The following is a 23349-nucleotide window of genomic DNA, read 5'->3' as shown; positions in this document are numbered from 1 at the left end:
GAGCTTTATTGTACGCTAAAATTTCGGTGATTATGAGGGTCCCTATCTTAAACACGAAGATTTATCCAGTAAGTATGCAAAAATAAAAAGAAGCGCAATCAAAATTCCGAATATGTAAAGGAATCAGTGGCTAGTATTGTTGCTCCCACAGAAAGTTTTAAAGAGGCCGATAAATCTGTTTACAAACTACGCCAGTTGAGGTCAGTTCAACTGCAACAGACCCCATTGAAATATCTTAATGGATTCTTGATATGGGACACTACAGATGTAGAGAAAGAGTTAAAACTAAATTTGGATTGCGAAACCGCCTCAGTCATTGTCAGGAATGATAACCCAAACGAAATCAATCTGTGGCTGTTTCTTAGAAAGTATGCAGTCAGTTTGGAAATTCGACTTGCCTCATAAATAAGAATGGGCCATTCGACAAACATGGTAATCTTTCTGAAGGATTCAGCATTTACCTGAAAGAACATGATTTCGATGAAGATGGCACACCAGAAATTTTAAGTAGCAGTGAGTAATCAAATTGATCAAACCTATCTTTGGGCATTCAGCTATAACTTTATGGCTCTAGAGACGGATCAAACCCACTTGTACTTGTATGAATGTAGAGGGACAGGATGACATCATCTTAAATGGAAACTCTATTGAAATACCCTATGGCTCACAAGGGCTTTATGATGAGTCCATATATCAAGATGGCATCTTTACACAATAAATATGCACCTGTAGTACTCAACAATTAAGGAGGATTTAAATTGAAAGGAAGTTAGCCATATTTTCTCTTGTATTTCTTTATATATGGACAGCAATCTCAAGTTTGGATGAGAAGTACGAATTTAAGAGTTCTTGCATCTGCTCTCTCCATCTCTGGTGAGAATGATAGCAATCAAACCATGGTCAAAGAAGAGGAGAGCGTTAGTAAAGACGTTACAACGTATGAAAAAGCATATTCGTTAACTATGTTGAAACTTTCAACACAGATCGACTGGCCCACGAAATAAAAGATACAGATGCTAAATCTAAAAGATTAATAGCAGCAAATGCGTTATATAATATATCCTATATATTGAATATACCGTGTAAGTTAATTCATAATTTGAAATGGACTGCAGTCCTACGTTTGATACAAGTAATTTTGAACGCTATACATTTATTATATGGGATATACTCACATCATCAGCGGTGGTCTTATTGCTTTTGTTATGTTGATATTTGGCAGTGTGATTAGGTTAATTTTTTCTATCCTATCCATAGTCTTATTAATTTCTTTCCCTCATTATGGCTGAATGTATCTACAATCTGGGAGGCTATATCAATATTGCAGGTATATAATTGGAAATTTCCATTTCATGACTGATTAATCTGGTACCTGTACCTGGACAATTTATAACGAAAGGTCATACTTAGATACAACAAACCTATATTCACTGGCCCCAGAAATGATTTCGAAGTAAATAAAAAAGGCGCCATATCTAGCGCCCTTCCTTACTTGTTACTTCTCATCTCGCAAAAGCTCCGCAAACGCTGGTTTGTCAAAATCGTCAGCTTGAACAAGCCACTTTCCATCCTTACTTACAAGTGTCAATCTCCCTTTTAGAGGAATACGTTCATTTTCTCCATTCTGCTTTTCTAATACGAGGTCCATTGTATAATCCAAATCAAAATAATTTTCAAGCTCCTGATAGACCGTGAACTCCATATTTTCTGGTTTTAATGATGCTTGTTGGGTTATCGCAACTCGTAAAGCTATAGCAATGTTGCTCGCATTAACGGGTTTTTCTTCAAGATTTTCAGCAAAGAAAGGCTCCAACTCTTTATTACGTTCTACAAAGATTTCTTCAGAAGTTTCTGGAACTTCATTAATTGTATATTCTTTTGTCTTATAAGTTTCAGCCGCCTTAATTGCTTCTTGAGATGCCTGCTCATTTTCAGAAGTCTCTGAATTCTCAACTGGTGACTGTGTTTCTGAATCATTTGGAGTAGTGGCTTTAGTACACCCTGTTACTAAAATAACAGATAATAAAGTTAATCCCATAATCCACGATAATTTCTTCATTCTGTAATTACCTCCTTCTAGTTAAGGATAACCTTACCATATATTACGTATAAAATCCAAAATACATTTCAAGAAATTATAATATTTTTAATATAGGTTGTTTTTCTAGGTGTTTAAAGCTCTTTATCTAATATAAGCGCGATCAACTTAAAAAGAACGCACTTAAAATTATTTATAAGGGAGAGATTTTAATGGCAGAAAACCCATGTCCAGTATTGAATGGTGGTCATCGAATGGTTATGAAAGGAAGTGCATCACGAGTAGAAGATGATGCAACCGGTGAAAGATTGTCAGGATTCTATAATGCAAATTTCTACCAGTGCTCGGGTTGCGGAGAGTATTTGATAGCAACAGGATCTCCACATAATGGTACCGGACACTACATTGCCGATTATTTCACTCAAGGCGCTATCGTCTCAGGTAAATCACAGAATGGAGCCTGGGTATTCAGAGTAAACAAAAACTTGGTTCGTTACATCGCAGCTAGCTCCTTGCCAGGATACACCTTCGTTTAATAGGTATTAAGTTTCCCTAGAAGTAGTTTGTTCTTTATAGAACAAACTACTTCTTTTTCTATTTTAATCCAATAAAAACTCTTATAAGTATTTTAATATACTACCCACCGATATGTGGTATAATAAAAAAGAGAACATTTGTTCTTAATTTGGTTGTTTTTTTTATTTCTCATATCTCTTTATATTAAAAAAAGGGGGAGGTCTCTTTGAACCACGATGACTCTTATGTAGAAGATAAAGTAGAGGAAGAGAAGAGGTTTGTCGCATATATTTCCAGTCTATTACATTACAACTCTATTAACTTTGATAAAAAAAACAGAAAATTTAATGAACGCTTTGCATTAATTCTAGATGATACTGATTATAAGGAACTAACTTCAGGAGTTGAAGAAGATGCTATTCAAAATAGCGAAATATTAGAGAATCAAATTAGCGATCCTGATCTGTATGCCACTTTTATGAATCTAACAACGAAAGAACGCCAAATACTGAACCTTTCAATCAGTAAAGAATTGAAGAATACGGAAATAGCTAGGCTACTAAACATCTCCGAACAAAGTGTCTCCAAAACAAAGAAAACTGCATTAATAAAAATGAGACGAGAAATCAGTACGTTAGGAGGGAGCAAAAATGGATGACGTCCCTTTTGGAGCAAAAATGATTGGAAATATGGGTTTTCCAATAGGAGTTACATATACTTGCTTCTTCGATTTAAAAGGAAAATAGATGTATTAGCGAGACAATAAGAAATTTAATTGATGCCATCAAGAAAAACTCCGAGGAGGAAAAAAATGAAAAATAATTTAAACGACTTAATTTCCCAAGCAAAACGAAACAATACACAAGCTATGATGGAGATCATACAAAGATTTGAACCCAAAATTAAAAAATCACTTCATCAAACGAGTTTTCAAAATAGGGATGATTTGAAACAAGATCTTATCATCAAATTTATTGAAGTAGTACATAATTGGGATATAGAAAAAGGAGAAATGAGCCTGTGATGTTAATACTACTAATTAGCAATGGACTAGTTGTAATTTCCTTTATTTCGGCAATGGTTGTAAATCCACATACTAATTGGATCACCAATAATTATTCTAAAATATCTTTACTGACTATGAGTGTGTTGTTAGCATTCACTGTTGTTGAGTTGATTCCTATTGCAGTTGAGTATTCTCACAACGGGCCTATTTTCATCGTTTTAGGCATCCTAGTTCCCCTGCTGTTTCATCAAGGTGGTCAAAAACATACTAATGAGCGGAAAGTACATCTGTCTTTAAAGCTATTAATGATTAGTGCATGTTTACACAGCTTTATTGACGGAACAATTATGATTACTGGTATCTTGGCGGGAACTAGTCTTGGATCATTAGTTGTCTTGTCAATGCTTCTGCATAAATTCACTGAAATGATAATGTTTTCTCTAATACTTGCTTCTCGAATAAAACGTAAAATCAATCTCTTTTTATATCTTCTTGCCATAAATTTCTTTACCGTATTGGGCATGGTTATAGCGAGTTTTTTAGTAACTAGCCCTGAGATTTTCAGTGAGTTAGCTGGAATTGCGATCTCTCTTTCATCAGGGATCTTCATCCATATGTCCTTAACTACTCTTTCAACTGAGATTAGCCGCTCAAGACTGAAATTTGCAAATATTTATCCTTTCGTTGGTTGTGCAATCTATTTTGGGCTTCATGTATTTATGCATTGATGTCTTTGTAAAAAATACGCCATATAACCCTGGTGACTACAATTAGTATCAAGTATTTATGTATATCGGCGGCATTGGACAACGCTATAACGTACTGTAACTGCTAATTCCTGTATCATCCCAATATTTGAAATTTTACTTTATATTATTTAGTCTTAAATTAATGAAATTAAATAATAGCTGAAGAAGAGGCAAGTATATGAATACGAAAACTGAGAATCCTAGCAACCAACCTGAACTTAAAGATGAGCAAGCATATAACACTAAGGCTCTTATAGCCATTGAACACTTCAGTCATGGTAAAACCGTGAGACAGATTTCCGAAACCTTAGGAGTGAGCGAACGGACTATTCAAAGATACATAAAGAACTATAACTCCCTTGGTATGGAATCTCTACTTAAAGAGAAAATACCTGGAAGAAGTAAAACTGAACGGGGAACAGCTACTACTTATCAAGAAAGTTGTTAATGCTTGTCCCTCACATGCTGAATATATCATTAAGGATTGGTCTCCAGTAATTTTGATGCACTATATTATCGATGAGTTTCAAAAGAAAAGTGCAGACAGTTATTGAAAGATTTTATCGTTCCAACGGACTTAAGTAAACCCAACTTGAAAAATGAGTATAAGCGTTGGCTTAACGATTCTGATACCGCTATCTGGATATATGGACACTTATACCTAGGAACCCAAAACAGGGATGCCGAGTTCAAGAGCAGGAAAAAAACCATATATAGACGATGATTTACTGAAGACCCAAGAGGAAATGTTTAAAGAAAAAATTGACTTATCTAATACGCCCTGAACTAGCCATATGTATGATATATATCAAAACAAAACAAATGGGATGCAAAATGTTAGAACACCACCAAGATATCACTAAACAAATTCATGATTTGTTTTTTACTCCCTTAAGCCAGTCATTCAAATATAATGTAGCTATACTAACCACCTTATCCTCAATAAGTAAAAAAACATTAAATATATGCAGTATCCATACTAATCCCAGTACTAATAAATCTCTAATTTTGCCCCTTCTTCTCCTATTTATGAGCAATTGTCTATTCTCAAAAAAAATATAATTGAACGCTTCAACCTATTTGAAACGACAAGATCATCATTCAGAAGCTCTCGTATGAAAAAGTTTAAGAAGACCACAAGAGATAGGATAAAACAATACATTGATTGTATAAGCACTTTTTAGTGTTTTTTTTATAAACAAGCGTTTCCAGCTTCTTGTTAAAGTTGTTAAGAGTGATTGGTACTGGCATGGAAATCTGTTTTTTACAAGCATTTTGCAAAAGGTTCAAAGCCATTTTAGAACTGATATTATCTACTTTTTTCTGTTTAGTATCCTCGATCTCATCCTGACCATAGATGACCTTAATGTATTTTTTCTTGCTCACATCCCATTTATAAACCATCTTATCGTAAATACCATCTGCTTTGGAAAGAGAGCGTGTTTCTAGAGCATGATAATATTGCAAACCATAAATCTCATCACTTCAGTCTTTATCTGAATCCTTAATGATGGCTTCTTCTCTCACCAGTGCCCCTGTACCTATAAATCTTATTTAACTTTCCAGATTGAAGTACATTGACATCAACTGACACCCCAGCATACCTTAGATTAAAGAAAATAATTCTGATGCCCTATAGTTGCTGGTAAAACTCCAGTAATTAAAGGGCTTCTCAAACCACAGTGCATAAAAAACAAAAAAAAGCACCCTTCATGGTGCTTTTTTATACTACTATTGGAGGCGAGGGGCGTCGCCCCCCATTTGGTACTTAATAATATCGATACTTGTAAGACTGGAATAATTGATGTAAGATGCGGGAAATTATCGAGAAACGGAGGTATGATGATGCATCCCAATCGAGAACAACTCCAAGATATTCTGATGCGTGCCAATCAACATGCACGTAAACAAGCGAGAGAATTAGGTGCATCAATTTACTATATAAAGGACAACAAACGAATTCGTGAAGATGCTGAAGGAAACATGTTCGAGATCTCTTTTAATTCAGAAGGTAATCGATTAGAGGTTCGTTTTGATAAGTGGTGGAAGTAGTAGAAAGAGACCAGTCAATTGATCCCGTCTCTTTCTATTATATATGGTGGCGTGCTCGGAACATGCTTTTCAAATACTCGCACTAATAATCTCTTCTATTTTAGGCCAACTGTAATCCTCTTCAGCCCGGACAAGTTTGATTCTCCTGTTTGGCTTATCGATCGATGTGACAACGCCCCGCAGCTCCTCGTCATCGAACGGATTAAATACAGTCAATGTGATAGATCTGCATTCCTGGTACGATTCCAGGATCGCTTCCTCGATCAGCTGTATTTCCTGTTCGTCCAGGACAGGTTTCCCTCGTCTCTCCTGTTCACTAATGGCCTTTATGTATGCTTCACGATGTTCCGGAAGGATAATGCGAGATCCTTCAATGATCCCGTTACCTGTTAATTTGCTAGCCATAGTTTACGCCCTCCTCAGTATTGGGTCCAATAATCCGTGTTGTTGGGGTTAGCCACCGGTACTATATTGGGAAGCTTCGGCTTCTCAGAATCTCGCTCCCAGCCCTCAAGGATCAATATGTTAGCCGTATCCGACTTATCTTCCCAATGTATGTACTCAGTTGTAATAAGGGTCTCCAAGGCGGCCATAACTGCTCTATCCCCTTTACCCGTTTTAACAGTCAATTCATGAATTGTAGGCAGCCGTCGTCGCCCACTACTGTAATTATACAAGATCCTCAGTACCTTCCGTTCAAAATCCGTCAACATGATTAAGCCCCCTGTACTGTCGTCCTGATCGGATAGCATGCCAGTAAACCTGATTCGCGGAAAGTACGTGGCTGACCCGACAATAGATCATCAGCTTTAATCATTCCCGATCGTATACTCTTGACCTGGATACGTCGCTTTGTAATCTTGCCGCTTTGATCCTCATAAATAATCTCAACCAACCAACCTAAGTATTTAACTGGCATGTTCATCCCTCCGATAGACAGAACGTATGTTTGCTTTTTCATTATTATATGCGAATGTACGTTCGATATTCAATGGAAATAAAAACAAAAAAAGCACAAGGAGATTTCTTCTCCTTGTGCTTCCGAACTTATACGTTAATGTTAAAGTTATTTCCAGTCACTTTGTTTAATATATGTTGCATCATACGCAACAATTACACTAGTGTCATCAGTAACTTTTTGTACGTCATTAACAACTTCTTCTTTGTTGTAATCAATTTTATTTGAATCAACTTTTACAAAGACACCATGATCCTTCACATGAATTTCATCAGGATGGTCAGAATCATACTTTAAGTTTGCTGGAAGAGTTTCGTTGGAAGTGTATTTCGAATCAGCAACATTATCCCCAGATGCTTGAATCAAAGATGTCCCAGCAATTGCAGTTGCACCAATTACTGATGCAGCCAATATCGAAGTTATAATTTTTTTCCGCATAATATTCTTCCTTTCTTTTAAAAAAAATCAACCAGTTGTGTACCCATTACCATAGATTTGCATTGTATTGCCGGCACTGTTCTTCGGAGTTTTGTTTACAATAATCAAGAAAACTGGATTGCTCGCTGTTCCTTTTGGAACGTCACTAAAATTCAGTGTCGTATTCTTACTATCAACGTTCCCCACAACTTGAAGAACAGAAGATTTTTTAGATCCATCCTTGGTTGCGAACTGATAAGATACAGTCGCTGGATTCAACCAGCTTCCAGTAGATTGTACCAGAGTTAAACTAATTGATCCAGATCTATGAAGAGGAAGACTACTGTCAGACCAGATGTTGGAAGATACATCTTTAAATTCGTAGTATATATTTTGACCATCTGTAGACATTGGAGTTATTACAGATGTATCGCTACCTTTATTAATCACTGCTGCTTGAGACTGGGAAGCGAACAAAGAGTCATTTGCAGATTGACCTAAATTAGTAATTGTGACTTCTGATTGGTTACTTGATACTGGTTGAATAACGGTTTCAGCTGATGCAAAAGATGCGCTTGGAATAACTAGTGCAGATGTGAGTGCGAATGCTGCTAGAGCTTTTTTCATTATTAATAACCTCCGTATTGTTTTATGTAAATGAGATGAAATAATTTGAATAATATCCCAATTACATATATATACAATAACACATAAAACCAATAAACACCTAGCATTCGACATTATTTAACAGAAAAATGATTATATTTTTCTGAATTAAAATTTAATATTCACTACAATTTACCTATTAAACAAGAAAAAAAGGAGTAGCAGGATGATCCGTGCTACTCCTTTACGTATTCAATTAACTGAGATATATGATCAAGTTCAAGTGCGATCATGATTTTATGAAGATTATCCGGTGACCAAGCCTTCGATTTATTCTCGGCCATATCAGCAATCGTATTCCAACGAATGCCCGTCATTTTACTCAGTTGCCGAGTATTCAAGCCACGTTCGTCAATGAGTTCAGCCAGCTTCAACTTTAACATTTATAGTCTCACCTCAAATTAAATATATAATATTGCGATGCATAATTCAACTATATTCGTTTACTTTCAACGATATTCGTTGTATAATTATATATGTAAGGAGGTGAACAACAGCAATGAAAACGTTAGATTGGGTCTTGCTCCTAACAGCGATCGCAAACATGACGACAGCCATCGTCAATATGCTAAGTGCCGCTAAGAGCAAGAATAAGAAAAAAGGAACCAAACGCCGCGGACCACGCAAACGTTAAAAGTTCCCGAGTAGGCGGCTAATACAGCGCCTGCTCACCCCAATCTTATCATAAACGGCAATTAAATTTCCACTAGGAGGGCTTAGGATGAATTTCGCAATTTGGACCATTGCATTAGGTGGCCTCGTCATCTCCGTCATTGCTTTAATACTGTCGGTCTTGAATTTCAGAAAATAACAGAAAGGTTGGATTGGGGATGATTTTACCTTGGAAGTATAATAGCGCAGGAGACATCACATACATTTATGTGACTGGAGCAGATAAATACTATCAAGCGGTCCGGATCTTCAAGCGATTACTGGGACGCAAAGCTGCCGCTGTGCTGCAGACAAATAAGAGCCGGACACGATGCTTGATAAAAATATATGTGTAACAAAAAAGGCTCCAACAAATAAGATGTTGGAGCTGCTTTAAAAACTATTAGAGCTATAAACCTTTTGTCTTATAGCAAACAAATTCTCAGTTATAACAAACGTAACGTATCCTATAGAACTACCTAACATGTTAAGGAGTACGTCGTCTACGTCTGCAATACCAAGACAAGTCACAAATTGGATTGTTTCAATACTAACAATAATGATCAATGAAACTAGAATTGTTCTAATGTACGAAGGTTTCTTTAAAAGTAAAGGTAGTAAAAAACCTAGTGGTACAAATATCAAAATGTTCCCAATTAAAAATAAAGTAACCACCCCGAAACTTGGATCACGAATGAAAGAATAAATTGAAGCTTTAATTGACTGAAAAGGTACTAGTGAAATGTTCCATATATCATACAATTCTCTTTGCAGAAGGACATCATCAATTCTTTTCTGGACTGCCTGGAAACTCCCAAAGAATTTTATAGTCACAAAATTTATCAAACAAAGAAGATAGAGAACAAATATAGTAACAGTAAATTTTTTAATAATTCTCAACTCGACTTTCTAGATTTAAATTTTTACCACTCACACAATAAAAAATGAGAGTCATAAAATCTGACTCTCATTTTATTATACTATAAGGAATGTGCCTTACTTCGATATAGTACCATTAAAAGAGAATTTAAGTCCGCTTCTTGGAACAGAGAACTCTACATAATATTTACTGCTTGAGGTCAAACCTGAAAATGAAACTGAACCTGAAGTTGATTTACTAAGATCAATATTCTTAATAGCTACCTGTTTATTGCTTGAGTTGAAAATTGCGACATTTACTCCATTAAGATTACCCGGAGTCTCACCTACATTTTTTACATTCGTTACTGAAACACTCATTGTAGTTGATCCAGTTAACCACTTATCGGTATAAACTTGTGCTCCTACTTCACTAACTTGGTAGTTATAGTTACTTGCCGTTAAATCGTGAGATGAGGCACTGCTGCCCGGGGCGTTAGCACCAAATGGTGTGATTACAGCTGAAGAAGCAGGTGGAACCGTAGGTAAAGTATGTACGGTAGAGTCTGCTGATACGGCTCCTGCTGTAAGTGTCAGCAAAAGAGCACCTGCAACCAAGCTACTTGCTATTTTTTTCATTTTATTTCCTCCTAATCACATTTTATATACACAATATACCATTTAAAGAGTTTCGTGTAAATAGATTCCCATATAATATATACATATATAAACAATTAAATAAATAAAAGGAACTGCCAACGTTCTGCCAGCAGTCCCTTTTTGTATTACCATGGGATTGGGAAATTAAATGTAACGTCGCCTATCTGATGCCAGTATGTAAAAAAGGCAACGATCAGTAGAGCAGGTAATATATAATTTTTGAATAATTTTTTAGACAAGTCGCACCTCCAAAAATAGCCCCACCATCACTGGCAGGGCATTTACCGATGCTATCGGATTTCCTATAATATACATTCGTTAGGATTCGGATTCAATCTTTTTCAGTCGTAAATCCAGTTCTTTTACATCCCCGTTAGTTCCTGCAATCAAGGCCAGGAAATTTTTCCTTAGCCTGTTCGTTACGATAGCCGATTCCTCGCGTGTAATCAACGCACCAGGACGCGTACCATCATAGTAACCATTTGCCGTTACCTCTGCCCATGCTGCCTCTGCCCACTTGCTCGGCACGTTAATATCCCTTGTTGTCACTGGCTTGTCCTCCTTAACGGGCGTTTGCCCATAGTAGTTGATTAAGTATTGTGTCGGCTCCACAACGCCCGCTTCTGTGGCCGTATAACCAAACTGAGGTGTGCAAGCTTTACGCACTTCATAATGCAAATGCGCCCCGCTGCTGATGCCGGTACTGCCCTGCTTGCCGATCAGTTGCCCACGTTTGACTTGTTGGCCAACTTTTACGCCTGCAGCTGAAAGATGGGCATAGACATGCAAGTAACCCTTGTCATCTTTGATGGCCACAACGATACCGTAATTACCGAAGCCGGATCCAGTAATGCCCATTTTGGCATGCAGCACCTCGCCAGCCACAAATGCATAGATTGGCCCGTCTGCAGGTGTGACAACGAGATCCACACCCCTGTGAAACTTTTTCTCTCCTGAAACCGGATGTGTCCGCATGCCGAACGGACTTGTGAGTCGGTACCCGTCAAAAGGATTATTCATGTCCTTCTCCTTTCCATATCTCGCCTTAAGATCTGATAGACTACCGTTGAATTCATTCAGATCCACGTTGCCCGTAATGCCTGGAACCTTGCCTGCATCGCTAAACTGCCAGATTGTCCAGTTCTTCCATGCAGGCTGGTCGTCTGGAACACGAGAGTTGCTGTAACGTGCGATCCAGAGATCGTAACCGGATAGGCCCGTATCAAAATAGGTGGCGAACGAGTTGCCCGTGTAGATGATCGGTTTGACACCTGTCAGCCGTTCCAGCTCCGTCAGAAATGCTTTGGCTACAATGTTAATCTGTGCTTTGCTGATCCCACTCGGGTTATTCTCATAGTCCATCACAGGCGGGAGCTGCAGGGATTTTGCCCCGCCAATCTCCTCGAGGGATTTTGCATAATGTGCTGCTTCCGCTTTAGCCACTTCTGCCGACGTGCCCCGCAAGAAATGATACGTGCCAACAAGCAACCCCGCCGACAACGCGCCCTTAACGTTGGCCGTAAAATTCGGATCGGTATACGTTTGTCCTTCAGTAGCTTTTATGAACACAAATTCCCGCTTGTCCGCTTTCACCTGCAGCCAATCAATTTTGCCCTGGTAACGGGAAACATCGATTCCTTGAACGTTACTATTTCTACGCTGCTGCATCCTCGTCAACTCCCTTTTTGCTTTGCTTGACGAACTGATTGCCATATACTGCAACAGCTGCAGTCAGGATGCCTTGTATCACACTTTCAGCGTTCAAACCAAGCATCAATATAGCGAAGACGATTGAAAAGGCGGATACATAAAAAATGATTGTCCAGTCCGGTACCCGTGGTGTTTTCTTCAACACAAAGCCGATGACCCAACATGCAGCCAAAACAATAATTAATCTCGCATCGATCAAACCGTTAATAATTTCCCATTGCATATTAAGATCACCTTATCTTTCTTCAATTTTATCAATTCGTTTGTGAGCTTGTTTTGAAGATTCTTCAACTCGGGTTAATCGTTCAGTTACCCCTGCAAGTTGTTGATTCTGCAACCTTAGATCTACACGCAAATCATCAATACCACGTTTGATATAAGACACATCTGTATGTAACGATGCATCTTGAGTCGCTTCTTGGATAACCTCGTCCTTGTAAGCCCTGGTACGTCCGATCCACCCGATTACCAAGCCGCTAATCGTGCTGACCACGCCCAGGAGTGCTATAAACATAGTGAAGTCCACCCTTCTTCCCCCATCTCTATCTGAATATGAAAAATCCCCCTGACCACTCCAGAGGGCATAAATCAATTTATTGCATACTATATCAACCGTAAGCTTCCCAAGTGTAAGTCTGGCCTTGCGTATTTACTGGCAAACGAAATTGCGAGTTATTTACATACCAATCCGGTGTCGTGACAGCAGTTGAACCATTCCCGATTGTAACTAAGGAATTTCCAAGTGAATTTTTAACATCCCTAAGAAATATGTTTTCGGTAAGACCTGATCTTTTGAAAATTATCATTTTGGGAATTGTACCAAAATTTTGGTTAACAGTTACGTTGTATGAAGATGCCCAGGCCGCCTGGGTATCAAATCTCACTACCGGAGACGTACTGCTTGAAGCAACGGCACTGCCAGAAGCCAAAAGAGTAAGAGGCGCGTCTTTGTCAAACCCATCAATCAAGTAATTGTCTAATAAATAACTATCAAGTAAAGGCATAAATTCACCACATTTCAACTGGATTTAAAAATGCCCTCCAGTTGATCAGAGGGCATAAAAATAGCGTTCCCATTTCGGAACGCTTGTTACAAGATATTACCGTTTTGGTCCATTCCAGTAGCTTCGAGAGCCGCTTTTACTTTGTCACGGTTACCACCAGCAGTTGGTACATCATCAATTGAAATAACGCCTTTATGAATCATAGCCACGTATACAGCCAACATATTCTCACCCCCTTCCATGATCATTCCGGCCATACGGATCAGCAACCAAGCAATCCTATTCCGCATTGCCCGCATCCGGGAGCGTTGATAACAACATTGCGTGCAGTTCCATCAGCGCAAGTTGATTGAGTGTGTTTTCCTCAGCCAGCTTTTCATTACGAGCGTCTGATTCTGCTAACTTTTCCTTCAAGTCATTGATTTGGCTTTCCAATGAGAAGGTTGGAGGCTTTGGTTCTTCGTCTTCTTTGACAGGATTTTTGAATAATGGTTCTAATGTTTCCAAGTCAATACGAACGATTTCCCTTCCTTCGAAACGATCTAAATTGTATTGCCCGTAACCAAGTTGAATCATGTCCACACTTTCTGGTACAAGTTCCTCCAGCGCTTTGTACAATTTAAAGTCTTGTTCTTTTGTGGTTTCTACAACTGGGCCAGCGTATTCTGGAGTAATGACAATTACATTACCTGAATTGACATCGTAATAAACTTTCATTCCGATTAGCATTTACTGCACCACCTTTTCTAAAATGAACGTTACTGTTCCGCCTGTGCCTAAAGTTTGTTGATAACCGATGTTATGACTTTCTGGTACGTAATATTGCAAATTAAGTAACAGCAATGAATCATAAGGCTTGATGTCTTTACTTGTTATCGTCCAAGGTGCTCCCACATAAATATTAGTTACAGCCGCTCCTGTGTTGCAAATTATCACGGAGCGAATAATCACATCCGAATTCTTTGCAATTAACCCTATATTCGAAACAGGAAGAGCATTCACCTTCATATACGGGTATTCGGACGCTACGTAATCGTTCTCGAATCCTGACACCCTAATCGTTAGGGAAGATGAAGAAGCCAAGACTACTATTTCTTCTCCCGGCAATAAAGGAAAGTCTAAGTCATTAATCACTAACGTATCTCTGCTCTTTAACGTGTGAGTGTACGCGACATAAGCCCCGCCTATAATCAATCTAAACGTTAAGTCTGCATTACTTGAGTTGTTTATAACTACTGATTTAGCGACCGCATACTTTCCGGTAGGTACCTTATATATGGTCGTTGACGTATTGGTCGCAGGATTAGAAAGAGCAAGGGATTTATTTTGTTTAGCCATTATTCAATCGGCCCCCAAACGTTTCGTTTATTTTGTTGTTGGGTCAAGGATTTAAGTGCTTCACTTAATGATCTTTCAAGCACAGCCAATGAAGTTGCACCTTGTTGAACGTCCTGTACCAGGTCTGTAAGTAACGCCTTTTCATTGTCCGGGACTGATCCGACAAACGGAGCTATCGGGAAAGTGTCCAGCATTAGATATGTGACGGTGTAAGCAGCTGAAGGATCGAACAATGCAACTGATTGATATGCACGTTCAAGGCCGTAACTGTTCACGTCCGTAGACCTTTCCCACTTGTCAGACCGACCATTTTTATAAATCGTCATAACCTTTTTAGCTTTGTATTTTAGTGGGTTTGACGCAACTCCACCGCCCACATTGAGTGAATTGATCTCGTAGGTGCCCCATTGAGACGATAATGCAGGTTTCGTCTCTTCACGCAACACAATCCCCGTTCCCACTTCCACCTGATTACTGCCCTCAATTAACGTCAATTGTCCTTCTGACGTGATCGGTTCGACAATCGGTGTTACAAGCTGGTATAGGAGTTGGTATGACGTAACTGTTGGAACCTTAGTTGTCGGAAGTGCGTTGACACCGCCAGAAGATCGATCAACTGGAACAAACCATTTTCCCACTCCATCAGTTCTGTTATAAACACCACTTCCATCAGGATTGGTATTTACATCGTACATCTTCCATCCCATGAAATACGCCTTAACCTCGTCCGCTGTAGGATTGTATGAATCACCCCACCCGGTATCTGTATTCGATACTGTAAAGTACAAACGAGTAAAAGTCGGGTTCATGCTAAAGTAATATTGATCGGGGCCAGTTAACGATGCATTAACCGTGCCCGATTCTACCATAACTTTGCCGTCATATTTGACTACTTGACTCTTCCCTACTTCGGGAGATGTAACCAGTAACCCGTAGTCATTTACGTCGAGTAGCACCAACTGTCTATATCCTGTTACGCGACCACCTAATTCAACGCCAGAATTTTCATCTAAGGTACGTTTGCGCCACTTCTTCAACTTGAAGTATTGTCCGTCCTTTTCGAACACTTCGTCAGCATTCGCCCCGGTTAATGGATTGGCATGTAGCTCCGTTTGTAATGCGAGCATAATATCTTCACGCGGTTTGAACGGTTTTGCTACATTACCAATCGTAAGCATTGGATTAGAGAACGTTAGGGGCTGACTCAAGAACTCGCCGTTATTGATATTGAATTTTACTTTCGTAGCTCCTGCGGGAACAGTAAATGTCAACGATTGATCCGTAATCCAAACGTTCAATTTCGGTTGAGAAAGATCAGCTACAATATTTCCTGAGTCGTCTACGGTATTAACACCAATCCGCCCGTTATGGCTCAGTGCTAACGTATATCGTTGCCCAGATATCACAGCTACCGTAACCGAGTACGTTGACTGTGCCGCAAAGTTGACGTTCGCAACGTATGGTTTGACCACGTCTAAAACATTACTGTTACTGGCAACATACTCGTAGAACGGCGGCAACAAGTTTTCACCATAACGAATTGCATACGGATTTCGCACAGGTTTAATGCCTTCAGTGTAAGAGTACTTAGCCGCTACCTGTTCAGGAGTCAAACTATCAAGAGCCGCGTAATCTGATGCGCTGATCTCGTAAACTCGTAGAGCATCAAAATATCCAGTTCTACTCGTAATCGCCGACGTTATAGATACTACGACGGGCGACGAAATAGCTACGTTCGAGTTATATGCGCTCCATGCAGCGGAAAACTTTGTTTTGTCCGTTTGTACGTTGGATTTACCTGCTACAATGCCGCCCAAAGACACGGACATGCTGTCACCCGTGACCAACATGACGTCTCCAACGACAATGTAATATTTTCCAGACTCAAGGGGGATTGTAGCAACAGATTCTTTGCTACCTCCTTGTGCAGTTGATCCCGTGATTTTCAATGAAGCATCGCCTAACGTTTTGTACTTAGTTTCAACGCTCAATGTGCTTGTTGTACCAACCCAACCAGCGATAACATCACAACGTCCTGATACGCCAAGCAAGTTAACCAGCGTACGTCCCGTAAGTCCGGTCAACGCGAAAGGAGCATCTTGATCCGCTTGAATTACTTGTAAGCCTGGCTGCAAAGTTGTCTTAGTCCGCTGGGGAATATCTAACCTGCTGTTCACGTATTCTTTAACAGCGTCAGCTTTTGTTTGTGCTCCGGTTTTAGTTTCACCATCAACACGTACAAACTTTGCATCAGCACCCGTCATCAGGCCACTGGCGCCTCCTGTAACAGCTTCTTTAATATCAATATCCTTTATTTTCTTCAAGATCTCTTCCAGGCTAATATTTACGCGGTGATCCGTTGTTGAAATGACCCCGCTCGTATCAGTTGCCACATAAAAGATCGTTAATCCCTTCTTGGCCGTTGTTTGAGAGGGCGTCTTTTTAACCACACCATCAACGTCCACGTACAAGTATTGTCCTTGAGTTGGATTCACTGACATTTCACCTGCAGCTACCTGGTACCGGCGACCGTTTACATAAGCTATCCCGGCAGTCCATGTCGCTTTAAGACCCTGGGCGCTACACAGAAGCCCCATTGTCCCATCAATAGGCACAACAAAATTGCCGCCCAGCTCCTTGCCTAATTGCTCGACTAATGTATGAGCTGCTTCAATACCACCTTCCACGTTGTTCAAACGATTAGAAGTGATTCGAGTACCTGCTTGAACAAGTTCAAACAATGGACGCCCAGTCTGTGGGTCTGTCTTCTGTTTTCCCGCAGCATCATAAATGGGCTTTGTCATGTCGGGGATCTCGTCCAACCACGTTTGCTTGTTATACAATTGCTTTCACCTCCAGCTTAATCAAAAATTCGAATCCGATCAGAAAGCCTCGATCGTTCTTAACAACATTCAACGGCTGATTCGCAAGTGTACGGCCTAGACTATCCATAAGCGAAGCACCAAGGATCTGTTTTCCGATAACTTCGGTATCTTTCAAGAACACGTACTTGCGGATCGATCTTCCGGAGATGACGGTATTGTGGATCGGATATTTCACCAGCTCACCACTCACGTTTACCAGGGCATGGTCAAAATGCGAGTCCGCATCAGTCACAGCGTAATCAAGCATCAACGGTTGAATAATATCTGCCATTATGGCGTCCCTCCTTGCATGGGTATTTCTAATCCTGTAATTGGACTGTCAATCCGGGCGTATGATGTCACTGCGCCCACCGTGACGTTTTGAGTAGCCAATACGCCACTCGTCCCCAATTCTAGTGGCATTTCAAACCCGCAGATCGGAAAATCTACGGAGTGTGAAAAACCTTTCCCGCCAAATGTGATGGCTGGTGTCGATGTTTTGGCCACAGGTACTGCACGATTAATATGAACGGGGCGAATGTACTCAAAATCATCAAATAGCCCCGCCATGTTGATTGGGGAGCTGCTGTCGTATTCAAAGTGGATCTCTTTGGCAAGGAATTCCTCACGCACCTGCAGTAACTTACCATACTGCGAACCGATCTGTCGGAGAATGGGCAGTTTGAATGGTTTCTTAGCAAGTCTTTTCCTGCGAATGGCTTCTCGACGTTGTTCGATTGTGCCAATCTGCTCCGTCCGGAAATAAATCCACTCCGAAAGATCAAGGCCCCAAGTTGCCCTCTGCAGTAAGAACTGGTCGACTAATTCATCCATCTTCTTTTCCCGTAGATCAATCTCTTCTGCCATCACCCCAAAGTGCCAGCCTGCTACTTCGTTTTCATACCAGTACGGGGCAAGTACCTCGCGGTACCGAACAGGAATCATAGCAGCACCACCTCAATCTGCAGGAACGATACAGGTGGAACATCAACGTCCTGAACATCATCATTAAGGGTAAATTCACTGTAGTTCTCCACGCCTGGCACGAGCAAGAGAGCGGCAATATAGTTGTATAACAGCTTGCTGCGACCATTAGCATATGCCATTACCCGCTGACGGATCTGTTCGACCAATTGCTGCAGGTCTTCCGAAGTTTCCAATTTAGCTTTAACAGAGACCAGGAAGATCGGAGCAGGATACACGGCCAGATCGTGACCAGCTATACGGTAATCGTCCCACATTAGCGCTTTGACTTGCTCCGCAAACTCCAACGTAATTGGCTGGCCACTCGCATCCGTCAGATATAAATCAATGGAATTATCGTGCCGTTCCTTTTCAACTGCAACCGCACCACCAACGCCTTGAATTTCTTTGGCCCACATTTCATAGTCCTTACGGCGGCCGTTTCCTTCCTCCACAAATGCCTTATCCAAAATCCGCAAACGGTAATCATCGTTGGATTCGCCTTCCTTACGGACCATGCCATCGGCCCAGCCGTGCGCATCCAAGAATTCATCATCAGCCCAAATCGGGGTTGACTGCAGCACGCCATAGCCCCACAATTCTTGTTGTTCGGCCAGCTCCTGGGCAATAGGATACCAAAGATCATAAAAGTACTCCCCCTCACCCACAGGAGGCGGTGGCAGCCCTCTTTCGTTGGCCATCGTAATTGCCCGGTTAACCCATCGTTGAAAAATCATGTCTGGCGTTTCTTCAAGCACAGGTACAACAGGGAATTTAGGCAAATCATTAATCGTTAAGCTCATGTATCGATCACCTCATTGAGTTCGGCCACGCCCACAAGACCCGTAATCTGGATGGTCAAATCCATGCCCCGATCAACACGCGTCATTAACGTTACCTCGGCTTGCTCAATCTCCGGGTGAGCCATTAACGCTTCTTCAATATCTCGGATGATTTCAGTATCCTCCCAGCCTGGCCACTCCGATTTTTCAACGCCGATGTCAGCACCATAGACGACATACTGAAAACGTTCAGTACAAAGGATCTTCATGGCGGTTTCAACAAGAAATTCCTCATAACTGGTTGTCCGGACTGGACGCCCTGACTCATCCAGGACAGCCCTGCGATTACGGTAATCCATTTTGTATGTCCATTTGGTTTCTGATGGGATATTGTCCACCAGATCTGTGACATCTACCTCTTCAAGATCCATCGCGGGAAATAACGTTTCGTCCTCTTCCACGGGTTACCGCTCCTTTCCAAGTACGTAATAGCGCTGACCCGTCATGCGGGAAACAAGTAATCTATCACCGACCTCCAACGGGCTAGGGATCAGTAGCTTCCCTTTCATCATTGTTGGAGCTGGCTCAATCACATCAAACGTAACTTCAATTTCACGTTCCTGCAGGTAATCCGCAAAGACCAGGCTTTCCGACTCGTAAGGGTAAGGATCTCCATCCACTTCAATTTTAGGATTCGGCCAGCTCAGGAGGGTTGCACGTTCTGTATCCCGCGCATCGATGCGACCCGCTGCTTTTTCATATAATAGTTTGATTGCATCACCCATCATTATGCTTCCCTCCGTTCTAAAGCCAACTTGACCGTGAATATGCCATTGCTCCAGCTACTGTCGGCACTCTCCACGATCCATTTGGTGACAACAGTTGTCTTGATCAGGACGAGCCAGCCAGCCCGTAATCCAGCCAATGTATGGTCCTCATGACGTACGGTGATCTTCTTGATCTGCTTAGGCTTAGCCATGGCCTTCAACCGTTGCGTCGCCACTGTCGTCGGGTTCTCGTCTTCTTCCACTTCGATGATCTCTTCCATGCGACCGAATGTCTTCAATGCACTGGCATCCGTTTTAGTGACTGATGCTGATAGTTTGTCATCCTTGTACTTCTGGGCAGTCACAACCGTATACGTGTCCTCAATGTTGTATCCTGCGCTGCTGGCTTCCATTTGTTCAGGAACAAAAATGGGTACCCGCTCATTTGTCCCTTCACGAACGACCTGCAGGTAAAAATTAGTTTCTGTCCGGATAGCATCCACATGGTACCTGTAGCCGCTACGCTCATATGCCTTTTGCAACACATCCAATATGACCTCTGAATGCGCCATCGTCCCATATCGTTCATCCAGGGTAAAACCAAGTTTTGGGCAACGGAAGTCAACACCAGTCGTCTGAATGTACTTCTGCAACTCAGCCCCTGCTTCACCTTTCAAATACGGCCGAGTCCCTTTGTTCTTGGCAAGGTACCAACCAATTTCGCGGGCTTTAATCTCCCATGCACCTGTAAATTCATCTTTTTCGTAGTCAATGATCGGACCATGAAAGAACTGGTTCTTGTGATGCAGGAGCGCCTTGCCGATCCGGTGGGAAAAGCACATCAGCATACCGGCCACACTAACCGTTGGAATGTCACGCAGCCGAACCGTCAAACTGCGCGCGATTTCATCCCGTTGCGATGACCAAGATATGTCCGTTATAGCCGGAGTCAGGGCAGACCTGGCATCCTGTTTACCGTATATGACTGCAAATTTATCCATGGTCGCCCTCCTTACTTCACTTTGTTGTTGGCTGCTGCAATCTTGCTTTTGCGACCTGTGTAATCAAATGCACCCGTTGCATTATCAGCAGCATCCTTTGCCGCAGCTGTACTCTTCTTTTTATCCTTGGCCTTTTTCTTCTTTTTGGTGGTCTTCTTCTTGTCCTTTTTACTGGACTTGGCCGTTGTGTTGGGCCGACTCTTGGATGACTTCGTTATAATTACGCCAGGCTTCAGGAGTTGCTTGGTATTGCTATATGAAACGATCTTAACCGGCTTATGCTCGACCAGGCTCATCGTCATGTGAATGTTGCCTTGGCCGTCTTTATAAACAATATCCATGTTCTCGATCAACATAGTCTGGGAAAACAATTCCTCAAAATTCAACACGACTGGCTTGGGCTTCCACTTCTCAAGCAGCTGCCACGTCGTTTCTGGTCGTTTGTAAGTAACAGTCTGTTTCTTATCCGTCTCCCACAATTCACGCCATTCGCGTGGCAAAATGGTCGAAAAAGAAACCCGCTGCAACTTGGCAGTGGGTTTGCCTGTCCTCTCTTGACCTATGATGTTATTAAATGTATCGACATCATTTCCGGTTGTAATTTGTACCTCGGCCGGAGTGATCGGGAAGGTCAACCGAATGGCACCCTGTGACATTGCCAACATGCTTTAACCCCCTGTCTCCAATGCTTTGTATATTTCTTCACCAGTGACATCACGGATCAATGCGCGCCCTTCTGGGCTTGTCAGAGCCTTGGCAAAGGATTGGAAATCTGTAATGCCTGCTGCAATTCCTCCGAGATCAACAGTGACATTGCCGATCGTTACAGACTTGCTTCCACCAGATGTCTGGGCGGTCAACGGAGTGGTACGGACAGGAATATTATTAACAGATAGATTCGGACCCTCAATGCCATCCACACCCTCCCGCATTGTCCCAGCAATCACACTCATTCGATCTCTAATAGAGTCCGGCCGCAATCCATCCGAGAACATGGAAACGAAATTTCCCGCCCATCGGTCCGACTTGCTGGCAGGCCCTTCTTTGGTCGGTGAACTGAATCCAAGGTAATCCTTAATAACGCCTGCAGCCTTTGACACAATGCTGGTCAAAGTCGGGAATTTACTTTGCATACCCGCTGCCATCATGCTAATTAGATTGCTTCCCCATGTGCTTCCTTTGCTTGATACAGTAGAGAGCGATTCAAGATGTTGACGGGTCAGATCGATCGCACTTTTCGCTGATGAGCTCACACCGCTAAAACTCAATGCAGCTTGGCCGTTACCGCTGATAATGTCCCTTGTGCTATTCTTCGTTGTAACGCCTAGATCCTTAGCCTTCTGTTCGGTTTCCTTGGCTGCTGTCCCAACGGCTTTGACGTTACTTTCAGCCTGTTTTGACTCAGAACCTTTGAACATGCCAACAAGCTTATCCTTAATATGATCTGCGGCTTGGCTAACGCCGCTCTCGTTCATAGCATCTGTAAGTCCTTGCTTGAGCCCGCTCTTTTGTATATTGGAAACGACACTTTCCATCGTTTCCTTTATCTTTTGTTCGCCTTCCTTCGTCGTGGATGCGGTCGTTGAGATAAAAGCTTCTTTCGGCAACTGAGGCGTGACAGGAATGGATTTCGGTTCTTCCTTCGGACCAAACCCCATCCATCCTTTTATAGAATCAGTAAGATTCGAGACACCATCCACGATGTCACGAGTAAGTCCACTTGAATCAGCAAGAGCACCAAGTTTCTCACCTGCCCAACTACCAACTGCAGCACCTGCAGCTGTACCAAGCGGACCTAACAACGAGCCAACTAGACCACCGATGGTGCCACCGGCTAAGCTACCAACCGTCGAACCACCCTTTGTGGAAATCGCTTCTTTCCAACCTTGTTCTTTTGCTGTGTCATACATGTCATAAGCAGACATGCCCACATTGGCTATCGTGCCAAGCACGCCAAGGCCCTTCATTACGCCTTTGGCCGCACCCCCGATAGTTTTACCACCTGTTGACAACAAACCATCGGCACCGAGTTTAGGACTGAATTTTGGCGTTTTGGGAGTCTTAGCGGAAACGTCTTTAACTTTTGACTTCGTTGACGTTTGCGGCTTTGACTTCTTATCACTCACAATATCCGTTCTGGTTGTATTTTTGCTCGAAGTGTTGGATTTCGACTTTGATCCACCTGAGCCGCTATTTCTTCTATTCTTACGTCTGTTCTTGCTATTTCCTCCGCCATTGCCACCCATGCTGCCATTAACGTAAACACGAGTGGCATTAACGTTCATACTGGACACAAGGTCAGAACCACCGATCGGGGAAGATCCACCGCCACCAAATTTACGAGTGCCG

At 41.6% G+C, this 23349-nt stretch carries 32 protein-coding genes; 7 read left to right on the top strand and 25 right to left on the bottom strand.

From position 1 onward, the window contains the following. Positions 1 to 1495: 1495 nt before the first annotated feature. A complete protein-coding gene (locus tag DC345_RS30290) occupies positions 1496 to 2059 on the bottom strand; it encodes a hypothetical protein (protein ID WP_113056302.1) in 564 nt (187 codons plus the stop codon). A gap of 191 nt (positions 2060 to 2250) precedes the next feature. Between DC345_RS30290 and DC345_RS30285 the strand changes: the two genes are divergently transcribed. From DC345_RS30285 to DC345_RS30265, 5 genes are all read left to right on the top strand, one after another. After that, positions 2251 to 2574, top strand: a complete 324-nt coding sequence (locus DC345_RS30285) for a hypothetical protein (RefSeq protein ID WP_113056301.1) — start codon at positions 2251 to 2253, stop codon at positions 2572 to 2574. Positions 2575 to 2780: 206 nt separating this feature from the next. Then, positions 2781 to 3212 (top strand): sigma-70 family RNA polymerase sigma factor, encoded by a 432-nt coding sequence (locus DC345_RS30280; RefSeq protein WP_113056300.1) that lies wholly within the window; start codon positions 2781 to 2783, stop codon positions 3210 to 3212. Between the two features lie 153 nt (positions 3213 to 3365). Further along, positions 3366 to 3578, top strand: coding sequence for a helix-turn-helix domain-containing protein (locus DC345_RS30275; protein WP_113056299.1), 213 nt, complete (start codon positions 3366 to 3368; stop codon positions 3576 to 3578). Between the two features lie 53 nt (positions 3579 to 3631). Next, the gene (locus DC345_RS30270) at positions 3632 to 4288 is read left to right on the top strand and encodes a ZIP family metal transporter (protein WP_181586786.1); all 657 of its coding nucleotides are present in this window, start codon (positions 3632 to 3634) and stop codon (positions 4286 to 4288) included. Between the two features lie 199 nt (positions 4289 to 4487). Beyond that, entirely contained in the window at positions 4488 to 4757 is a 270-nt protein-coding gene (locus DC345_RS30265; protein ID WP_113056297.1) for a helix-turn-helix domain-containing protein, read from the top strand. A gap of 677 nt (positions 4758 to 5434) precedes the next feature. Here DC345_RS30265 and DC345_RS30260 read toward each other — a convergent pair. Beyond that, positions 5435 to 5776, bottom strand: coding sequence for a hypothetical protein (locus DC345_RS30260; protein WP_113056296.1), 342 nt, complete (start codon positions 5774 to 5776; stop codon positions 5435 to 5437). A gap of 378 nt (positions 5777 to 6154) precedes the next feature. Here DC345_RS30260 and DC345_RS30255 point away from each other — a divergent pair, with 378 nt between their 5' ends. Further along, positions 6155 to 6361: a hypothetical protein gene (locus tag DC345_RS30255; RefSeq protein WP_113056295.1), complete on the top strand. Its 207-nt coding sequence runs from the start codon at positions 6155 to 6157 to the stop codon at positions 6359 to 6361. Between the two features lie 69 nt (positions 6362 to 6430). Here the strand turns inward: DC345_RS30255 and DC345_RS30250 are convergent, their stop codons facing one another. The 5 genes from DC345_RS30250 to DC345_RS30225 form a co-directional block, all read right to left on the bottom strand. Continuing rightward, the gene (locus tag DC345_RS30250; protein ID WP_113056294.1) at positions 6431 to 6766 is read right to left on the bottom strand and encodes a YolD-like family protein; all 336 of its coding nucleotides are present in this window, start codon (positions 6764 to 6766) and stop codon (positions 6431 to 6433) included. A 14-nt stretch (positions 6767 to 6780) separates the two neighbouring features. Beyond that, positions 6781 to 7074 (bottom strand): hypothetical protein, encoded by a 294-nt coding sequence (locus DC345_RS30245; protein ID WP_181586785.1) that lies wholly within the window; start codon positions 7072 to 7074, stop codon positions 6781 to 6783. A gap of 353 nt (positions 7075 to 7427) precedes the next feature. Then, positions 7428 to 7757, bottom strand: coding sequence for a hypothetical protein (locus tag DC345_RS30235; RefSeq protein ID WP_113056292.1), 330 nt, complete (start codon positions 7755 to 7757; stop codon positions 7428 to 7430). A gap of 27 nt (positions 7758 to 7784) precedes the next feature. Further along, positions 7785 to 8363: a hypothetical protein gene (locus DC345_RS30230; RefSeq protein WP_113056291.1), complete on the bottom strand. Its 579-nt coding sequence runs from the start codon at positions 8361 to 8363 to the stop codon at positions 7785 to 7787. 215 nt (positions 8364 to 8578) lie between these two features. Further along, positions 8579 to 8785 (bottom strand): helix-turn-helix domain-containing protein, encoded by a 207-nt coding sequence (locus DC345_RS30225; protein WP_113056290.1) that lies wholly within the window; start codon positions 8783 to 8785, stop codon positions 8579 to 8581. 116 nt (positions 8786 to 8901) lie between these two features. On the opposite strand from DC345_RS30225, the gene DC345_RS32305 reads away from it, so the two are divergent. After that, positions 8902 to 9036: a hypothetical protein gene (locus DC345_RS32305; protein ID WP_256984622.1), complete on the top strand. Its 135-nt coding sequence runs from the start codon at positions 8902 to 8904 to the stop codon at positions 9034 to 9036. A gap of 410 nt (positions 9037 to 9446) precedes the next feature. On the opposite strand, the gene DC345_RS32500 is transcribed toward DC345_RS32305, so the two are convergent. The 18 genes from DC345_RS32500 to DC345_RS30135 all read right to left on the bottom strand — a co-directional run. Continuing rightward, complete coding sequence (locus DC345_RS32500; RefSeq protein ID WP_113056289.1) at positions 9447 to 9953, bottom strand: VanZ family protein; 507 nt, start codon at positions 9951 to 9953, stop codon at positions 9447 to 9449. A 96-nt stretch (positions 9954 to 10049) separates the two neighbouring features. Continuing rightward, positions 10050 to 10550 carry a hypothetical protein gene (locus DC345_RS30215; RefSeq protein WP_113056288.1) on the bottom strand — a complete coding sequence of 167 codons (501 nt, stop codon included), beginning with the start codon at positions 10548 to 10550 and terminating at the stop codon, positions 10050 to 10052. 339 nt (positions 10551 to 10889) lie between these two features. Then, entirely contained in the window at positions 10890 to 12239 is a 1350-nt protein-coding gene (locus tag DC345_RS30210) for a GH25 family lysozyme (protein WP_113056287.1), read from the bottom strand. Further along, positions 12226 to 12504 carry a phage holin family protein gene (locus DC345_RS30205; protein WP_113056286.1) on the bottom strand — a complete coding sequence of 93 codons (279 nt, stop codon included), beginning with the start codon at positions 12502 to 12504 and terminating at the stop codon, positions 12226 to 12228. Before DC345_RS30205 ends, DC345_RS30210 begins: the two co-directional genes overlap by 14 nt. A gap of 12 nt (positions 12505 to 12516) precedes the next feature. Then, positions 12517 to 12795 carry a hypothetical protein gene (locus DC345_RS30200; protein ID WP_258530928.1) on the bottom strand — a complete coding sequence of 93 codons (279 nt, stop codon included), beginning with the start codon at positions 12793 to 12795 and terminating at the stop codon, positions 12517 to 12519. Between the two features lie 94 nt (positions 12796 to 12889). Beyond that, a complete protein-coding gene (locus tag DC345_RS30195; protein WP_113056284.1) occupies positions 12890 to 13285 on the bottom strand; it encodes a hypothetical protein in 396 nt (131 codons plus the stop codon). Positions 13286 to 13371: 86 nt separating this feature from the next. Then, complete coding sequence (locus DC345_RS30190; protein ID WP_113056283.1) at positions 13372 to 13575, bottom strand: hypothetical protein; 204 nt, start codon at positions 13573 to 13575, stop codon at positions 13372 to 13374. Beyond that, positions 13565 to 14002, bottom strand: a complete 438-nt coding sequence (locus tag DC345_RS30185; protein ID WP_181586784.1) for a hypothetical protein — start codon at positions 14000 to 14002, stop codon at positions 13565 to 13567. The genes DC345_RS30190 and DC345_RS30185 overlap by 11 nt, the downstream gene beginning before the upstream one ends. A 12-nt stretch (positions 14003 to 14014) precedes the next feature. Continuing rightward, a complete protein-coding gene (locus DC345_RS30180) occupies positions 14015 to 14623 on the bottom strand; it encodes a hypothetical protein (RefSeq protein WP_113056281.1) in 609 nt (202 codons plus the stop codon). Then, complete coding sequence (locus DC345_RS30175) at positions 14623 to 17427, bottom strand: hypothetical protein (protein WP_146752174.1); 2805 nt, start codon at positions 17425 to 17427, stop codon at positions 14623 to 14625. The genes DC345_RS30180 and DC345_RS30175 overlap by 1 nt, the downstream gene beginning before the upstream one ends. A 31-nt stretch (positions 17428 to 17458) precedes the next feature. Further along, positions 17459 to 17779, bottom strand: a complete 321-nt coding sequence (locus DC345_RS30170) for a hypothetical protein (RefSeq protein WP_113056279.1) — start codon at positions 17777 to 17779, stop codon at positions 17459 to 17461. Next, positions 17779 to 18432, bottom strand: coding sequence for a DUF2313 domain-containing protein (locus tag DC345_RS30165; protein WP_113056278.1), 654 nt, complete (start codon positions 18430 to 18432; stop codon positions 17779 to 17781). The genes DC345_RS30170 and DC345_RS30165 overlap by 1 nt, the downstream gene beginning before the upstream one ends. Next, positions 18429 to 19253 (bottom strand): baseplate J/gp47 family protein, encoded by an 825-nt coding sequence (locus DC345_RS30160; RefSeq protein ID WP_113056277.1) that lies wholly within the window; start codon positions 19251 to 19253, stop codon positions 18429 to 18431. Before DC345_RS30160 ends, DC345_RS30165 begins: the two co-directional genes overlap by 4 nt. Next, positions 19250 to 19693, bottom strand: coding sequence for a DUF2634 domain-containing protein (locus tag DC345_RS30155; protein WP_258530927.1), 444 nt, complete (start codon positions 19691 to 19693; stop codon positions 19250 to 19252). Before DC345_RS30155 ends, DC345_RS30160 begins: the two co-directional genes overlap by 4 nt. Before the next feature lie 3 nt (positions 19694 to 19696). After that, on the bottom strand, positions 19697 to 20020 hold the full coding sequence (locus tag DC345_RS30150) for a DUF2577 family protein (RefSeq protein WP_113056276.1): 324 nt from the start codon (positions 20018 to 20020) through the stop codon (positions 19697 to 19699). Beyond that, positions 20020 to 21000: an XkdQ/YqbQ family protein gene (locus DC345_RS30145; protein ID WP_113056275.1), complete on the bottom strand. Its 981-nt coding sequence runs from the start codon at positions 20998 to 21000 to the stop codon at positions 20020 to 20022. Before DC345_RS30145 ends, DC345_RS30150 begins: the two co-directional genes overlap by 1 nt. A gap of 11 nt (positions 21001 to 21011) precedes the next feature. Further along, positions 21012 to 21665 carry a hypothetical protein gene (locus DC345_RS30140; RefSeq protein ID WP_113056274.1) on the bottom strand — a complete coding sequence of 218 codons (654 nt, stop codon included), beginning with the start codon at positions 21663 to 21665 and terminating at the stop codon, positions 21012 to 21014. A 3-nt stretch (positions 21666 to 21668) separates the two neighbouring features. Next, positions 21669 to 23349 (bottom strand): DUF456 domain-containing protein (locus DC345_RS30135; RefSeq protein WP_397333805.1); only part of this gene is annotated, 1681 nt, incomplete at its 5' end.

This window comes from Paenibacillus taichungensis, assembly GCF_003287275.1.
GTDB lineage: Bacteria > Bacillota > Bacilli > Paenibacillales > Paenibacillaceae > Paenibacillus > Paenibacillus taichungensis_A.
This window is presented reverse-complemented; position numbering and strand designations above follow the sequence as displayed.

What these genes read in the sequence shown, in the direction of transcription:
- DC345_RS30170 (WP_113056279.1), bottom strand. Translation starts at nt 17,779, where the DNA reads ATGGCAGATATTATTCAACCGTTGATGCTTGATTACGCTGTGACTGAT.
- DC345_RS30270 (WP_181586786.1), top strand. Translation starts at nt 3,632, where the DNA reads ATGGTTGTAAATCCACATACTAATTGGATCACCAATAATTATTCTAAA.
- DC345_RS30175 (WP_146752174.1), bottom strand. Translation starts at nt 17,427, where the DNA reads ATGACAAAGCCCATTTATGATGCTGCGGGAAAACAGAAGACAGACCCA.
- DC345_RS30145 (WP_113056275.1), bottom strand. Translation starts at nt 21,000, where the DNA reads ATGGATAAATTTGCAGTCATATACGGTAAACAGGATGCCAGGTCTGCC.
- DC345_RS30215 (WP_113056288.1), bottom strand. Translation starts at nt 10,550, where the DNA reads ATGAAAAAAATAGCAAGTAGCTTGGTTGCAGGTGCTCTTTTGCTGACA.
- DC345_RS30195 (WP_113056284.1), bottom strand. Translation starts at nt 13,285, where the DNA reads ATGCCTTTACTTGATAGTTATTTATTAGACAATTACTTGATTGATGGG.
- DC345_RS30285 (WP_113056301.1), top strand. Translation starts at nt 2,251, where the DNA reads ATGGCAGAAAACCCATGTCCAGTATTGAATGGTGGTCATCGAATGGTT.
- DC345_RS30235 (WP_113056292.1), bottom strand. Translation starts at nt 7,757, where the DNA reads ATGCGGAAAAAAATTATAACTTCGATATTGGCTGCATCAGTAATTGGT.
- DC345_RS30160 (WP_113056277.1), bottom strand. Translation starts at nt 19,253, where the DNA reads ATGAGCTTAACGATTAATGATTTGCCTAAATTCCCTGTTGTACCTGTG.
- DC345_RS30140 (WP_113056274.1), bottom strand. Translation starts at nt 21,665, where the DNA reads ATGTTGGCAATGTCACAGGGTGCCATTCGGTTGACCTTCCCGATCACT.
- DC345_RS30255 (WP_113056295.1), top strand. Translation starts at nt 6,155, where the DNA reads ATGCATCCCAATCGAGAACAACTCCAAGATATTCTGATGCGTGCCAAT.
- DC345_RS30185 (WP_181586784.1), bottom strand. Translation starts at nt 14,002, where the DNA reads ATGAAAGTTTATTACGATGTCAATTCAGGTAATGTAATTGTCATTACT.
- DC345_RS30165 (WP_113056278.1), bottom strand. Translation starts at nt 18,432, where the DNA reads ATGATTCCTGTTCGGTACCGCGAGGTACTTGCCCCGTACTGGTATGAA.
- DC345_RS30290 (WP_113056302.1), bottom strand. Translation starts at nt 2,059, where the DNA reads ATGAAGAAATTATCGTGGATTATGGGATTAACTTTATTATCTGTTATT.
- DC345_RS30250 (WP_113056294.1), bottom strand. Translation starts at nt 6,766, where the DNA reads ATGGCTAGCAAATTAACAGGTAACGGGATCATTGAAGGATCTCGCATT.
- DC345_RS30225 (WP_113056290.1), bottom strand. Translation starts at nt 8,785, where the DNA reads ATGTTAAAGTTGAAGCTGGCTGAACTCATTGACGAACGTGGCTTGAAT.
- DC345_RS30265 (WP_113056297.1), top strand. Translation starts at nt 4,488, where the DNA reads ATGAATACGAAAACTGAGAATCCTAGCAACCAACCTGAACTTAAAGAT.
- DC345_RS30275 (WP_113056299.1), top strand. Translation starts at nt 3,366, where the DNA reads ATGAAAAATAATTTAAACGACTTAATTTCCCAAGCAAAACGAAACAAT.
- DC345_RS30180 (WP_113056281.1), bottom strand. Translation starts at nt 14,623, where the DNA reads ATGGCTAAACAAAATAAATCCCTTGCTCTTTCTAATCCTGCGACCAAT.
- DC345_RS30210 (WP_113056287.1), bottom strand. Translation starts at nt 12,239, where the DNA reads ATGCAGCAGCGTAGAAATAGTAACGTTCAAGGAATCGATGTTTCCCGT.
- DC345_RS30200 (WP_258530928.1), bottom strand. Translation starts at nt 12,795, where the DNA reads ATGTTTATAGCACTCCTGGGCGTGGTCAGCACGATTAGCGGCTTGGTA.
- DC345_RS30205 (WP_113056286.1), bottom strand. Translation starts at nt 12,504, where the DNA reads ATGCAATGGGAAATTATTAACGGTTTGATCGATGCGAGATTAATTATT.
- DC345_RS30150 (WP_113056276.1), bottom strand. Translation starts at nt 20,020, where the DNA reads ATGATGGGTGATGCAATCAAACTATTATATGAAAAAGCAGCGGGTCGC.
- DC345_RS30245 (WP_181586785.1), bottom strand. Translation starts at nt 7,074, where the DNA reads ATGTTGACGGATTTTGAACGGAAGGTACTGAGGATCTTGTATAATTAC.
- DC345_RS30190 (WP_113056283.1), bottom strand. Translation starts at nt 13,575, where the DNA reads ATGCGGAATAGGATTGCTTGGTTGCTGATCCGTATGGCCGGAATGATC.
- DC345_RS30230 (WP_113056291.1), bottom strand. Translation starts at nt 8,363, where the DNA reads ATGAAAAAAGCTCTAGCAGCATTCGCACTCACATCTGCACTAGTTATT.
- DC345_RS32305 (WP_256984622.1), top strand. Translation starts at nt 8,902, where the DNA reads ATGAAAACGTTAGATTGGGTCTTGCTCCTAACAGCGATCGCAAACATG.